This is a genomic window from Sulfitobacter albidus (assembly GCF_018200035.1).
In the GTDB taxonomy this organism is placed as follows: domain Bacteria; phylum Pseudomonadota; class Alphaproteobacteria; order Rhodobacterales; family Rhodobacteraceae; genus Sulfitobacter; species Sulfitobacter albidus.
Genome location: NZ_CP073581.1, coordinates 981844 through 996059, shown reverse-complemented (window position 1 = coordinate 996059; position 14216 = coordinate 981844). Strand labels below are relative to the sequence as shown.

Annotated in this window: 13 protein-coding genes and 1 pseudogene; 9 read left to right on the top strand and 5 right to left on the bottom strand. The window is 64.7% G+C overall.

Annotation, left to right across the window (positions count from 1 at the left end; genetic code table 11):
- The first annotated feature begins 23 nt into the window (after positions 1-23).
- A complete protein-coding gene (gene dddP, locus KDD17_RS04680; RefSeq protein ID WP_212705503.1) occupies positions 24-1364 on the top strand; it encodes a dimethylsulfonioproprionate lyase DddP in 1341 nt (446 codons plus the stop codon).
- On the opposite strand, the gene KDD17_RS04675 is transcribed toward dddP, so the two are convergent.
- From KDD17_RS04675 to KDD17_RS04665, 3 genes are all read right to left on the bottom strand, one after another.
- Positions 1365-1793, bottom strand: coding sequence for a DUF4399 domain-containing protein (locus KDD17_RS04675; RefSeq protein WP_212705502.1), 429 nt, complete (start codon positions 1791-1793; stop codon positions 1365-1367).
- Between the two features lie 69 nt (positions 1794-1862).
- Positions 1863-2363, bottom strand: a complete 501-nt coding sequence (locus KDD17_RS04670; RefSeq protein ID WP_212705501.1) for a GNAT family N-acetyltransferase — start codon at positions 2361-2363, stop codon at positions 1863-1865.
- A complete protein-coding gene (locus KDD17_RS04665; RefSeq protein WP_212705500.1) occupies positions 2360-3505 on the bottom strand; it encodes a trans-sulfuration enzyme family protein in 1146 nt (381 codons plus the stop codon). The genes KDD17_RS04670 and KDD17_RS04665 overlap by 4 nt, the downstream gene beginning before the upstream one ends.
- Before the next feature lie 150 nt (positions 3506-3655).
- On the opposite strand from KDD17_RS04665, the gene KDD17_RS04660 reads away from it, so the two are divergent.
- Positions 3656-4873, top strand: coding sequence for a bifunctional alpha/beta hydrolase/OsmC family protein (locus KDD17_RS04660; protein WP_212705499.1), 1218 nt, complete (start codon positions 3656-3658; stop codon positions 4871-4873).
- Here KDD17_RS04660 and KDD17_RS04655 read toward each other — a convergent pair.
- A complete protein-coding gene (locus KDD17_RS04655; RefSeq protein ID WP_254796892.1) occupies positions 4870-5229 on the bottom strand; it encodes a hypothetical protein in 360 nt (119 codons plus the stop codon). The two genes, KDD17_RS04660 and KDD17_RS04655, sit on opposite strands and share 4 nt — an antisense overlap.
- A 71-nt stretch (positions 5230-5300) precedes the next feature.
- On the opposite strand from KDD17_RS04655, the gene purB reads away from it, so the two are divergent.
- The 5 genes from purB to KDD17_RS04630 all read left to right on the top strand — a co-directional run bounded on the left by purB (position 5301) and on the right by KDD17_RS04630 (position 9713).
- Complete coding sequence (gene purB / locus KDD17_RS04650) at positions 5301-6605, top strand: adenylosuccinate lyase (RefSeq protein ID WP_212705498.1); 1305 nt, start codon at positions 5301-5303, stop codon at positions 6603-6605.
- A gap of 114 nt (positions 6606-6719) precedes the next feature.
- Positions 6720-6881: a carbohydrate-binding module family 14 protein gene (locus tag KDD17_RS04645; protein WP_212706294.1), complete on the top strand. Its 162-nt coding sequence runs from the start codon at positions 6720-6722 to the stop codon at positions 6879-6881.
- A 139-nt stretch (positions 6882-7020) separates the two neighbouring features.
- On the top strand, positions 7021-7542 hold the full coding sequence (locus tag KDD17_RS04640; protein ID WP_212705497.1) for a tetratricopeptide repeat protein: 522 nt from the start codon (positions 7021-7023) through the stop codon (positions 7540-7542).
- Between the two features lie 132 nt (positions 7543-7674).
- Positions 7675-8751: a flagellar motor switch protein FliG gene (locus KDD17_RS04635; RefSeq protein WP_254796891.1), complete on the top strand. Its 1077-nt coding sequence runs from the start codon at positions 7675-7677 to the stop codon at positions 8749-8751.
- Positions 8752-8822: 71 nt separating this feature from the next.
- Positions 8823-9713: a lysophospholipid acyltransferase family protein gene (locus KDD17_RS04630; protein ID WP_212705496.1), complete on the top strand. Its 891-nt coding sequence runs from the start codon at positions 8823-8825 to the stop codon at positions 9711-9713.
- Here KDD17_RS04630 and KDD17_RS04625 read toward each other — a convergent pair.
- Positions 9710-10405: a DUF1223 domain-containing protein gene (locus KDD17_RS04625; RefSeq protein ID WP_212705495.1), complete on the bottom strand. Its 696-nt coding sequence runs from the start codon at positions 10403-10405 to the stop codon at positions 9710-9712. The genes KDD17_RS04630 and KDD17_RS04625 overlap by 4 nt on opposite strands.
- 198 nt (positions 10406-10603) lie before the next feature.
- On the opposite strand from KDD17_RS04625, the pseudogene acnA reads away from it, so the two are divergent.
- Both acnA and KDD17_RS04615 read left to right on the top strand, forming a co-directional pair.
- Positions 10604-13389, top strand: a pseudogene (gene acnA, locus KDD17_RS04620) (aconitate hydratase AcnA).
- A gap of 85 nt (positions 13390-13474) precedes the next feature.
- On the top strand, positions 13475-14161 hold the full coding sequence (locus KDD17_RS04615) for an SDR family NAD(P)-dependent oxidoreductase (protein WP_212705494.1): 687 nt from the start codon (positions 13475-13477) through the stop codon (positions 14159-14161).
- The last annotated feature ends 55 nt before the right edge of the window (positions 14162-14216 follow it).

Genomic DNA, 14216 nt, shown 5'->3' with positions numbered 1-14216 from the left:
TCCTAACGGCACGGGAGGACGCCATGAACCAGCACTACCGCGAGACCCGCAAGATCGATCCCACGAAGGGCAGCACCCTTGGCGACGGCACGCCCAACGATGCCGACCGGATCGAGATCGGCCCGACGCAGCTGGCCTTTGCCGAGTGGGAAGCCGCCGGACTGGTCTTGCCGGATCTGGCCGCGATGCGCGAATTTCGCTGGCGACGGCTGACGCAGCATATCGTCGATCGCGGCTACGGCGGATTGCTGATGTTCGACCCGCTCAACATCCGCTACGCCACCGACACCACCAATATGCAGCTGTGGAACACGCATAACCCGTTCCGCGCGGTCCTGTTGTGCGCCGATGGCTATATGGTGATCTGGGACTACAAGAACGCACCGTTTCTGGCGGATTTCAATCCGCTCGTGCGCGAGGCGCGCTCCGGCGCGTCGATGTTCTATTTCGCCAACGGGGACAAGATCGACCCCGCGGCGGACGCCTTTGCAAACGAGGTGCGCGAGATCATGGCCGCCCATGCCGGCACCAACACCCGCCTTGCGGTGGACAAGATCATGCTGCACGGCGCCCGCGCGCTGGAAGCGCAGGGGTTCACGATCATGGACGGCGAAGAGGTCACCGAGAAATCCCGCGCCGTCAAAGGCCCCGATGAAATCCTCGCCATGCGCTGCGCCAACCATGCCTGCGAGACGACCGTCAAGCTGATGGAGGATTTTGCCCGCACCCACGTGGGCGACGGCAAAACGTCAGAGGATGACGTTTGGGCAGTAATGCACGCCGAGAACATCCGGCGCGGCGGCGAGTGGATCGAGACGCGGCTGCTGGCCTCCGGCCCGCGCACCAACCCGTGGTTTCAGGAATGCGGGCCCCGCATCTGCCAGCAAAACGAGGTGATCTCATTTGACACCGACCTCATCGGCGCCTACGGCATCTGCATCGACATCTCGCGCAGCTGGTGGATCGGCGACCGCAAGCCGCGCGCCGACATGGTCTATGCCATGCAGCACGGGGTCGAGCATATCAAACGAAACATGGAGATGCTCAGACCCGGCGTCACCATTCCCGAGCTTATCGAAAACTGTCACCGGCTGGACGACAAGTTTCAGGCGCAGAAATACAGCTGCCTGATGCATGGCGTGGGGCTGTGCGATGAGTGGCCGCTCGTCGCCTATGCGGACAAGGCCGTGCCGGGCGCCTTTGACTACGCGTTGGAACCCGGCATGACGCTGTGCGTCGAGGCGTTGGTGAGCGAAGCGGGCAGTGATTTCTCGATCAAGCTCGAAGATCAGGTGCTGATCACCGAAGACGGGTTCGAGCGGCTCACCACCTACCCCTTTGACGCGGCCCTCATGGGCGCGTGATCATTCAACGGTGATGGTGATCGCCTCGCTCAGCACGGGCGGGTCGTGCGGCACGTGGTTGAGATCGCCCAGCAGCAGTTGCAGCGTATGCGTGCCTGCGGGCAGATCCGTCGTCACCTGCGTCTGACCGCCACCAAAATGCACGATCTGGTCGGTTGCAGGCAGGCTGGTGGTCATATCAAGACTGTCGGGATCGGTGTTGATCAGCAGATGATGGTGGCCGGTATTCTCGGCCTCGGTGCCCGCAGGCGCCACGCCCATCCCTTCAAGCCCGAACAGGATCGTCACCGGATTGGTGAGCGTCGCGCCATCCTCGGGCGCGATGATCGAGGCCTGCGCGCCTTCGGGGGCGGCGTTGCGGTGACCGTCGGCAAAGGCGGTACCGGCAAGCGCAAGTGCAGCGGCGGTGCCAAGAAGAAGTGTCTTCATGGGGTTGTTCCTCCCTTTTTTATGTAGATCCCAATGGTAGCCGGGAGAGGCCCCTTTTCAACCGATGCGTCAACACGCCTTGGTGAGCACCACGTTCCTGTAGCCTTGACCGGCAAGGTGAAAATCCGTCTCCCCGATCTGGTCAAAGCCCTGCGCGCGGTAAAAGACGATGGCGGGCGCGTTTTCGGCATTGGTGGCCAGCCAGAGAGCATCGCGTACCTGTGCGGCGCCAAATCCGGCAGCAAGCAACGCCCGCCCGATGCCCCGCCCGTGGTGCCGCGGCTGCACGTAAAGGGTGGCGATTTCGCCCACCGGCCCCCCGTCCACGGGGCAAGGGGCCGCGCGGTCGAGGCGGATGTAGCCATCAATCCCGGCCACGTTCTGCGACACGATCAGCGTCTGATCCGGGTCGGCGATCAGGCGGGCCAGATTGGCGGCGGTAAAGGTTTCAAGCGCGTAATCGGCAAAAACACCGCTCACCCCCGCGCGCAGATAGGTGCCCAGCCAGACCTCGATGCTCAGCGCCGCGAGGCTGGAGGCATCGGCGGGTGTGGCCGGGCGCAGGTTCATTGCCCCAGCGCCTGCGCCAGATCATCGCGCAGATCGCCCGCGTCCTCGATCCCGACCGACAGGCGCAAGAGGCCCTCGGGGATGCCCGTGTGCGGCTCGATCGTGTGGCGATGCTCCACCAGGCTTTCGACCCCGCCCAGCGATGTGGCGCGGTGAAAGAGCTTCAGCCGCCCGACCGCGCCCAGCGCCGCCTCCGCCCCGCCCCGGACGACGAAGGACAACAGCGGGCCAAACCCGCCGCACATCTGGCGCGCGGCCAGATCGTGGCCCGGATGCGTGGGCAGACCGGGATAGAGCACCGCCTCGACCCGGGGGTGATCGGCGAGGTATTCGGCCAGCGCCTGCGCGTTGGCGCTCATCCGCTCCATCCGCAGGGGCAGCGTGCGCATCCCGCGCAGCAGCAGCCATGCCTCGAACGGGCCAAGCACGGCACCGGCCATGTCCCGGTCCGCCCGGATCGCGGCCCATGTATCGCTGCCCCCGTCGCGCGTGGCCAGCGCACCGGCCAGCACATCGGAATGCCCGTTCAGCCCCTTTGTGGCTGAATGCATCACCAGATCGGCGCCAAAATCCAGCGCGCGGGTCAGCACCGGCGTCACGGTGGTCATATCCGCCACCAGCAGCCCGCCTGCATCGTGCACGGCCTGCGCACAGGCGGCGATATCGACGATGCGCAGCCAGGGGTTCGACGGCGTCTCGACCCAGGCAAGCGCGGGACGGTGCGCGGTACAGGCGGCGGTGAAGGCATCGGTGTCCGACGCCTCAACCTCGATCAAGGTAACGTCGCGCCGGGTACAAAAATCGCGGATCCACGCGGTTGTGCCCCAGTAGATCTGGCTTTGTACCAGTACGCAGGCACCGGCGGGCAGCGTGCGGAACACCGCCGCGACCGCCGCCATGCCCGAAGGGAACACCATCGTTTCCGCCGCGCCTTCGAGCCGGGCCAGCACGTCCTCGACCATGCGCGCGTTGGGCGCGTGGCTGCGCGAATAGACGTTGCCGTCGGGGCCGGTCGCGTAGGCTTCATCGCGCAGAAAGGTCGTCGCGGGGTGGATCGCGGGCACCACACCGCGGGTCAGGTCATCGACATGCCCCGCGGCCTGCGCGGCAATCGTGGCGGGTTTGAGCGGGTCATCTGTCATCGCGGGGGGCGTCCTTTGCATCCTGCCCAAGGCATACGCAGCCCCTCCGCCGGAGGCAATCATTCCGTCACCTGCGCGTGAGGGATGTGTCAGCGGTCTTGCGCGCCCCCTGCCCATGCGCCACCTTCATGCCAACACGAAGGAACGCCCATGCCCACCTCACGCATCACCTTTCCCGGTCACGACGGCAGCCCCCTGTCCGCACGGCTCGATACCCCGACCGGGCCGCATCTGGGCACGGCGATCTTTGCGCATTGCTTTACCTGCGGCAAAGACATTCCCGCCGCGCGCCGGATCGCCGCACATCTTGCCGCCCTTGGCATCGCCGTGCTGCGGTTCGATTTCACCGGGCTTGGACATTCCGAGGGCGAATTCGCCAATACCTCCTTCACCAGCAATGTCGATGATCTGATCGCCGCCGCCGATTGGGCGCGCGGCGAGGGCATGGCGCCCGACATGCTGATCGGGCACAGCCTGGGTGGGGCCGCAGTGATCGCCGCGGCGCCGCGCATTGAGGGCATCCGCGCCATCGCCACGCTGGGCGCGCCGTTCGATCCCAGCCACGTGCAAACCCATTTTGCCGACGCCCTGTCTGAGATCGCCGAGCGTGGCCAGGCCGAGGTCACCCTTGGCGGGCGCCCCTTCACCATCGGGCGCGCCTTTGTCGAGGATACGGGCGCCGAGCGGCTTACCAAGACATTGCGCGATCTCAAACCCGCCCTGCTGGTGCTGCACAGCCCCGTGGACGCGGTTGTCAGCATCGACAACGCGAGCGAGATCTTTCTCGCCGCCAAACACCCCAAAAGCTTTGTCACACTCGACGATGCCGATCACCTTATCACCCGCGCCGAGGATGCCGAATACGCGGCGGAGGTGATTGCGTCGTGGTCCGCCCGCTATCTTAACCGCCGCCCGCCTGCCCCGCCCATCGGCACGCCCGAAGGGATCGTACGGGTGTCGGAGGCCGACCGCGACGGTTTCCTGCAGGACATCACCTCGGGCAGCCACATCCACCTGCTCGCGGATGAGCCGCTGGCCTACGGTGGCACCAACCGTGGCATGTCGCCCTACGGGTTCCTGTCGGCAAGCCTTGGCGCCTGTACGTCGATGACGATCCGGATGTACGCGCGGCGCAAGGACTGGCCGCTTGATCACGTCACCGTTGAGGTTTGCCACGAAAAGGTGCACGCGCAGGACGCAGGCATGGCCACGGATGAGCGGATCGACACCTTCCGCCGCCGCATCCGTCTGACCGGCGACGCATTGACCGACGACCAACGCGCGCGCCTTATGGAGATCGCCGACCGCTGCCCCGTGCACCGCACGCTTGAGCGCGCCTCGAAGGTGACGACGGCAGTGCTCCCCTAATCGCGCAGGCGTCCTTCGGTCACGTCGCCCTCAGCCCCGATGAACCGCAGCCGGTCATCGAGACGCTGCATACCGTAGCACGCCCAAAGATCGCTCGGCGGCCACTGGCTGCAATAAAGATCGCCGCGCACGGCCCAATATCCCCAGCTGTCGCGCCCCGCATTGTAGAGCGTGCGGCCCGACGCGCGGAAATCCTGCCAGGCAGTGGCGTACTCCACCGTGGCGCCGGTCAGCGTCTGCACGATCTGCGCCCCGTCCATCGCGCGCCATTCCTCCGCCTGCGCCTGCACCCCGCCCGCCAGTGCCAAAACAATCCCGATCCACCGCATCGCACGCCCCTCCGCCTTGTCCTTCATGCGCCCACAGTTTATGCCGCGCGCAACCCTCCTCCCAGCGCCGAAGGGCGCGTTCACGCAAAGGTGTGCCGATGATCCCCCGCTATTCCCGTCCCGACATGGTTGCCATCTGGTCTCCGGAGGCGAAATTCCGCATCTGGTACGAGATCGAGGCGCACGCCTGTGACGCCATGGCTGATCTGGGCGTGATCCCGCGCGAGAACGCCGAGGCCGTGTGGAAGGCAAAGGATGTCGAATTCAACGTCGCCCGCATCGACGAGATCGAGGCCGTGACCAAGCACGACGTCATCGCGTTCCTCACCCATCTGGCCGAGCATGTGGGCGCCGAGGAGGCGCGTTTCGTGCATCAGGGCATGACCAGCTCTGACGTGCTCGACACCTGTTTCAACGTACAGCTTACCCGCGCCGCCGATCTGCTGATCACCGGCACCGAAGGGCTGCTGGCTGCACTCAAGCGCCGCGCGATCGAGCATAAGGACACCGTGCGCATCGGCCGCTCCCACGGGATCCACGCGGAGCCGACGACGATGGGTCTGACCTTCGCGCGCTTCTACGCCGAGATGGACCGCAACCTGCGCCGCCTGAAGACCGCGCGCGCCGAGATTGCCACCGGGGCGATCAGCGGCGCCGTGGGCACCTTTGCCAACATCGACCCGGCGGTCGAGGAGCATGTATGCGAGAAACTCGGCCTCTACCCCGAGCCGATCAGCACGCAGGTCATCCCCCGCGACCGTCACGCGGCGTTTTTTGCGGCCCTCGGCGTCGTCGGTTCCAGCATCGAGAACATCGCGACCGAAATCCGCCACATGCAGCGCACCGAGGTGCTGGAGGCGGCGGAGTTCTTCTCCATGGGCCAGAAAGGCTCCTCGGCGATGCCGCACAAGAAAAACCCGGTGCTGACCGAAAACCTCACCGGCCTCGCCCGGCTGGTGCGCATGGCCGTGATCCCCGCGATGGAGAATGTGGCGCTGTGGCACGAGCGCGACATCTCGCACTCCTCGGTCGAGCGGATGATCGGCCCGGACACCACGATCACGCTGGATTTTGCGCTGGCGCGGCTGACGCAGGTGATCGACAAGCTGCTCGTTTATCCGCAGAACATGCTCGACAACATGAACAAGTTCCCCGGCCTCGTGATGTCGCAGCGCGTGCTTCTGGCGCTCACGCAAGCGGGCGTGAGCCGCGAGGACGCCTACCGGCTTGTGCAGCGCAACGCGATGAAGGTCTGGGACGAGCGCACCGATTTCCGCGAGGAACTGCTGGCCGATGAAGAGGTCCGCGCCGCGCTGAGCGAGGAAGAGATCAACGAAAAATTCGACCTTGGCTATCACACCAAACACGTCGACACGATCTTCAAACGCGTGTTTGGCGACTAAACCGGCGGCATTTTTGGCAATTTGACTGCGACAAACCGCGCGGGCGCGCAATTTTCTTTTGCAAGCCCCGCGCGGGACGCTACCCTTACGTCACGTTCAAAAGGAGTAAGTCAAATGAAACTGAAGATCGCACTCGCCACCACCGCCCTCATGCTGGCCCCCTCGCTGGCACTTGCCATGGGCTGCTCCGGCAGCCATTCGACGCAAGCGATGTCCTGCGCGGCGGGCACCGTTTATGACGCCGACAGCAACAGCTGCGTGGCCACAACAACCTGACGGGCGGATTTATTCGATCCATTCCGGCAAATTTAAAGTGATCGTTCGCGGCGGCTCCGGCCCTTTACCGCGGACGATTTTGACGTAAGTCTCAGGGCACGCACCCCGCGTCACTCGTATCAATTACAGGAATTTTCCCATGCGTCTTCTTCTCGCGACTACCCTGGCCCTTTCACTCCCCATGGCCGCCCTCGCCGCCGGCGGCGGCGAAGAAAAAGCCCCGTCAAAGCCCAAGTGCGCCGACGGTCTGGTCTATGACAAATCGACCAAGACCTGCGTAAACGCCAACAACAACACGCTCGACGTCGACACGCTGTACCAGACCGTGCGCTCGCTGGCCCACGACGGGCAGTACGACGCCGCACAGGTCGTGCTGGCGGCCATGCCGCAGGACGATGACCGCACGCTGACCTACATGGGCTTTACCGCCCGCAAGATGGGCCAGACAGAGGCGGCGATGACCTACTATAGCCGCGCGCTTGCCCGGAACCCCGGCAACGTGTTGGCCCGGTCCTACATGGGTCAGGGCATGGTCGACGCAGGCGACATGAAGGGCGCACTGGCCCAGCTGCGCGCGATCCGCGCCCACGGCGGCACCGGGACCTGGGCCGAAGCGTCGCTGCGCACGGCGATTGCCACGGGCAAGACCTTCAGCTGGTAAACCCCGCCCCGAATTGACTGAAACGGCGCCCCGATGCGGGCGCCGTTTTGCGTTTTGATTGCGCGGTCTTAGCCGCTTGTTCACGAAATTGCGCCACATCTGCGTCAACCGTGCGCAACTGGCAGGATTCCGATGAACGCCCTTTCCCCCATGCCCCTCTCCCCCGACGCCCCGCTGGCACATCTGGTGCCCGACACCACGATCAGTCAGCGCGCAAAGGCGGCAATCGTCGTGCGCCTGCTCATCAACGAGGGCGCTGACATTCCGCTCGAAGAGCTGCCCGAAAGCTTGCAGGCAGAGTTGACGCGACAGATGGGCGCGATGCGGGTCATCGACCGTGCGACCCTCGCCCATGTGGTCGAGGAATTCGCCGATGCGCTTGACGCGATTGGCCTGTCGTTCCCCGGTGGCATCGCGGGCGCGCTGGACGCGCTGGAGGGGCGGATCAGCCGGGAGACCGCCAAACGCCTGCGCAAAGAGGCTGGCGTGCGCGCGGCGGGCGATCCGTGGAAGCGGCTGCGCGCGCTGGATGCGGATGCACTGAGCGCCATCATCACCGCGGAAAGCACTGAAGTCGCCGCCGTCCTGCTGTCAAAGCTTGACGTGCCCAAGGCGGCAGCGCTTTTGGGGCAATTGCCCGGCCCTGTAGCGCGCCAGATCACCTATGCGGTCTCGCTGACCGCCGATATCACGCCAGACGCCGTCGACTGCATCGGCCTGTCGCTGGCCACACAGCTGGACGAACGGCGCACGCCCGCCTTTGACACCGGCGCGGCCGAGCGATTGGGCGCGATCCTCAACTCCTCCTCCACGCCGACGCGCGACGACATGCTCGACGGGTTGCAGCAAACCGATGAGGTGCTGGCCGACGCGGTGCGCCGCGCGATTTTCACCTTCGGCAACATCGAAGAGCGTGTGAGCCCGCGCGACATCCCCCGCATTCTGCGCGAGGTCGATCCCGACAGCCTGCGCATCGCCATGGCCGGGGCCGAGGAGATGGGATTTGCCACCGCGCGCGACTACATCCTCGAGAATATGTCGAGCCGCATGGCCGACCAATTGCGCGAAGAGATCGAGGAAAGCGGCAAAGTCAAAGCCGCCGAAGCCGATGCCGCCATGTCCACCGTCGTCGCCGCCATCCGCGCGATGGAAGAACGCGGGGAATTGGTCCTGAACGAGCCCGAGGAGGACGACAGCGACGCGGCCTGACACGCCGCTCCCTTGTTGCGCGCCCGCCCGCGGTTTATCACGGGGGCGAACCCAGAGCGGAGCGCGCCTGCATGCCCCCCAAACCCGATACCCTGCGTCGCCGCACCGGGCACTACATCAGCAATGCGGTCATCGTCGGTCTGATCGGCGCGATGCGCGCCCTGCCCTACGGACTGCGGGTGCGCGCGATGGGACGGATCGTGCAGCATGTGATCGGCCCCGTCGCGGGCTACCGGCGCCGCGCGCTGCGCAACCTTGCGATGGTCTGGGCCGACAAACCGCTGGCCGAGCGGCAGCGCATCGCGCGGGCCTGCCTCAACAACGTGGGCCGCACATTTATCGAGAATTATTCAACCCGTGATTTCCCCGAACGGCTGGCCGACAACCCACTCACCGGCGCGGGGGTCGACGACTTGCAGGCGGCGGCGGCTGAGGGCCGACCGGTGGTGCTGGTCACGGGGCACTACGGGAATTACGAGGCCACGCGCGCCGCACTGGTGGCGCGCGGATATCACATCGGCGGGCTCTACCGCGATATGAAAAACCCCTATTTCAACGCCCATTACGTCAAGACGATGGAAGCCTTCGGCGGCCCGGTTTTCCCCCAGGGACGCCGTGGCACCGCCGGTTTTGTGCGTCATCTCAAGGATGGCGGTCAGCTGGTGCTGCTGTTCGATCAGCATGTCTTTGGCGCGCCAACCTTCGATTTTCTGGGCCATCCCGCCCACACGGCGCTGTCGGCGGCGGAGCTTGCGCTGCGCTATAACGCGGAGTTGATCCCATTCTACGGAATACGACAGGACGACGGGCTCAGTTTCGAGACCGTGCTGGAGGCGCCGATCCCGCACAGCGACGCCCACACCATGACGCAAGCCATCACCGACAGCCTTGCCGCGCGGGTGCGGGCCCGACCGGAACAATGGTTCTGGGTGCACCGACGCTGGCGACCCGACAGCGACTAGTCGATGCGCGCACCGGCAAGGATCGGCCCGCCGTCGGGGGTCTGCATCAGCACCACAATCGGCGCATCCCCATCGACCGTGAGGCTGTGCGTGTAGCTGCCCGTGCCATCCCATTGATCGACGGTGCGCAGATCCTGTGCGATATTGCTGTAGGTAATTGTTTTCCCACGGTTCTCACCGCGCGTAATCTTGGTGGTATGGGTGGGCAGGATGCGCAGGACATGCACCTCGACCGGCCCGGACGCGCCTTCGGCCCGCAGATCCAGCGTGGTGCCGTCGCGGCGGATATCAAGCGTGATCTCGGGGCCCATCTCCTTGTGCTCCGCAATCGCCTTTGACAGCTTCATCGGCTTCGCGCCCACGATATCCGTCTGACCATTGACGAGAATCTCGGGCGTGTAAATCGCGCGGCGATTGGCAAAGTTGGCATAGCTGCGCTGCCGCTCGGCGTGGGCGGGATCGCCGAATTCATCCTTCCAGCCGATGTAGTCCCAGTAATCCACGTGCAGCGCGATGGCGATCACATCGTCGCGCTCGGACAGCGCGTGAAGCAACTCGTCGGCAGGCGGGCAACTGGAGCAGCCCTGCGACGTGAAAAGCTCGACCACCACAGGGCGCTGCTGCGCAGATGCGGGCATCGATAGGGCGACTGCGAGGGCGGTGCCGAAAAGCGTGGTGAACAGACTGCGCATGTGATTCCTAATTCCGTTGGCACCTCTTACCTAGAGCGCATCGGCACGAAAAACCAATCAAGGTTTCGCGAGAGCCGCGTGTGCCCCGCCCCGCCGGGCAAGGAGCCAAAGGGTCTGTTTCAGGTTGAATTTCGCCCTGCGATCCGCCATCTAAAGCAGAGTTTCGCCCTCGTAGCCACCATGCCAAAGGAGCCACATATGCCCATTATCGTCGGACAGGACACCACAAAGACCCGCAAGACCCTCACCGCGGGAGACCAGTCGGTTGCCTATTATTCGATCCCGGCGGCGCAAGCGGCAGGGCTGGGCGATTTCACCAAGCTGCCAGCCGCTTTGAAAGTCGTGCTGGAAAACATGCTGCGCTTCGAGGATGGCAAGACCGTCACCGTCGACGACATCAAGGCGTTTGCCGAATGGGCCACCAAGGGCGGTAAGAACCCGCGCGAAATCGCCTATCGCCCCGCCCGCGTGCTGATGCAGGATTTCACCGGGGTTCCGGCGGTCGTCGATCTGGCCGCGATGCGCGACGGTCTGGTGGCGCTGGGGGGCGACGCGGAGCAGATCAACCCGCTCAACCCCGTGGATCTGGTCATCGACCATTCGGTGATGATCGACGAATTCGGCAACCCGCGCGCGTTCCAGATGAACGTGGACCGCGAGTACGAGCGCAACATCGAACGCTATACCTTCCTCAAGTGGGGGCAAAAGGCGTTCAACAATTTCCGCGTGGTGCCCCCGGCACCGGCATCTGCCACCAGGTGAACCTTGAATACCTGGCGCAGACGGTCTGGACCGACACCGACCAGCACGGCGACGAGGTCGCCTATCCCGATACGCTGGTGGGCACCGACAGCCACACCACCATGGTCAACGGCATGGCCGTTCTGGGCTGGGGCGTCGGCGGGATCGAGGCAGAGGCCGCGATGCTGGGCCAGCCGATTTCGATGCTGATCCCCGAGGTCGTGGGATTCGAGCTGACGGGTGCGATGATGGAAGGCACCACCGGCACTGATCTGGTGCTGAAGGTCGTCGAGATGCTGCGCGAAAAGGGCGTCGTCGGCAAATTCGTCGAATTCTACGGATCCGGCCTCGACAATCTGCCGCTGGCCGATCGTGCGACCATCGCCAACATGGCGCCGGAATACGGCGCGACCTGCGGGTTCTTCCCAATCGACGGTGAAACGCTGCGCTACATGCGGACCACGGGCCGGGACGAGGACCGCATCGCGCTGGTCGAAGCCTACGCCCGCGAGAACGGCATGTGGCGCGATGCGGATTACGCGCCGGTCTATACCGACACGCTCACGCTCGACATGGGTACCATCGTGCCCGCGATCTCGGGCCCCAAGCGGCCCCAGGATTTCATCGCCCTGACCGAGGCGCACACGGCCTTTGGCAACTACGTCAAAGGCATCCGCGAAGGGAAAGATGCCTCCAAAGCGCAGGAAGTGGTTTGGGAAGGTGAAGGCGGCCAGCCCGAGCCCGCTGACATTCCCGGCGACGAGGGCCACCACAAGCGCGGCTATGTCGCGACCGAGGACGGCAACTACCAGTTGCACGACGGCTCCATCGTGATCGCGTCGATCACGTCGTGCACCAACACGTCCAACCCCTATGTGATGATCGGGGCGGGTCTGGTGGCGCGCAAGGCGCGGGAGCTGGGCCTGACCCGCAAGCCATGGGTCAAGACATCGCTTGCCCCCGGTTCGCAGGTCGTCTCCGCCTATCTCGAGGCCGCGGGGCTTCAGGAAGATCTGGATGCCATTGGCTTCAACCTCGTCGGCTACGGTTGCACGACCTGCATCGGCAACTCCGGCCCGCTGGAGGCACCGATCAGCAAGGCAATCAACGACTACGACCTGATTGGCACGTCTGTACTGTCGGGCAACCGCAACTTCGAGGGCCGCATCAGCCCCGACGTGCGCGCCAACTACCTCGCCTCGCCCCCGCTCGTCGTGGCCTACGCGCTGGTCGGTGACATGAACGTGGATCTGGCGAACGGCGTGCTCGGTCAGGACAAGGACGGCAACGACGTCTACCTCAAGGACATCTGGCCCTCCACGCAGGAGATCGCGGAACTGGTCGAGCAGACCGTCACGCGCGAGAGTTTCCAATCGAAATACGCCGATGTATTCAAAGGCGACGACAAATGGCAGGAGGTCGAGACCACCGACGCCAAGACCTACGACTGGCCGCCGCAATCGACCTACGTGCAAAACCCGCCCTATTTCCAGGGCATGTCCCCCGAGCCGGGCACGATCACCAACATCGAGGGTGCCAAGGTGCTGGCCGTGCTGGGCGATATGATCACGACTGACCACATCTCGCCCGCGGGCTCGTTCAAGGAAACCACACCGGCGGGCAAGTATCTGACCGACCGGCAGGTCTCCCCGCGTGAGTTCAACTCCTATGGCTCGCGCCGGGGTAACCACGAGGTCATGATGCGCGGCACCTTCGCCAACATCCGCATCCGCAACGAGATGCTCGACGGGGTCGAGGGCGGCTATACCAAGGGGCCGGATGGCGAACAGACGTCGATCTTCGATGCCGCGATGAAGCACCAGGAAAACGGCACGCCGCTGGTGATCTTTGGCGGTGAGCAATACGGCGCAGGCTCCTCGCGCGACTGGGCGGCAAAGGGCACGGCGCTCTTGGGCGTGCGCGCGGTGATTGCCGAGAATTTCGAGCGCATCCACCGCTCGAACCTCGTTGGCATGGGCGTGATCCCGTTTGAGTTCACCAATGGCGACACCCGCAAATCACTGGGTCTGACGGGGGAAGAAACCGTCAGCATCTCGGGCCTCGACACGATCAAACCGTTGCAGGAGGTGCCCTGCACCATCACCATGGCCGATGGCACTGTGAAGGAAATCACCCTCAAGTGCCGCATCGATACCGCGATCGAGATCGAATACATCGAGCACGGCGGCGTGCTACACTACGTGCTGCGCGATCTGGCCAACAAGAGCGTCGCGGCGGAGTAAGCCCGCCCAAACAAGACAAAAGCCCGCGCCGCCGATTGTGGCGCGGGCTTTTTTATGCGCAGCTTGGCGGAAACGGAGGGCCATGATGAAAGACGTCGTTTTGATTACAGGTGCGGCCCGTGGCATCGGGCGCGCCATCGCCGACGCCTTTGCCGGGGATTGCACCGTGGTCATCACCTACAACAGCACCCCGCCCGACGCGCTGCTGGCCGCGTACCCTGAGGTGCACGCGATCCGGGCTGACCTCACCGACCCGGACGCACCTGCGCACATCGTGGAAGAGATCATCGCCCGTCATGGGCAGCTTGACGTGATCGTCAACAACGCGGGCGCCCTGCTGACCGACGAAGAGGACGACGGGCGCAATCACGCCGTCAACACTGCCGCCCCTGCGGCGCTTTTGCGTGCGGCCCTGCCCCATCTGCGCCCCGGCGCGCGGGTCATCAGCGTCTCTTCGGTGAACGCCGTGCTGCCGGCCCTTGGCGCGAGCAGCTATTCAGCGAGCAAAGCCGCGCTCAATACTTGGACCCGGGGCATGGCCCGCGAGCTGGGCGCGCGGGGCATCCGCGTGAATGCCGTGGCGCCGGGGGGCATCAACACCCCCGAAAACGAACGCCCCGCAGCGCTCACTGCAAAATTCGTCGAGATGACGGCGCTGGGGCGCATCGGCGTGCCCGAAGACATTGCACCCGTGGTGCGATTCCTCGCCTCGGACGCCGCGCGCTGGATCACCGGAGAGATCATAACCGTTTCTGGCGGCTACCGTTTATAGGGGTTTTGCAAACCTGTTTGCGATTATTGATAATTTCCGGCATGTCCCTGGGCAA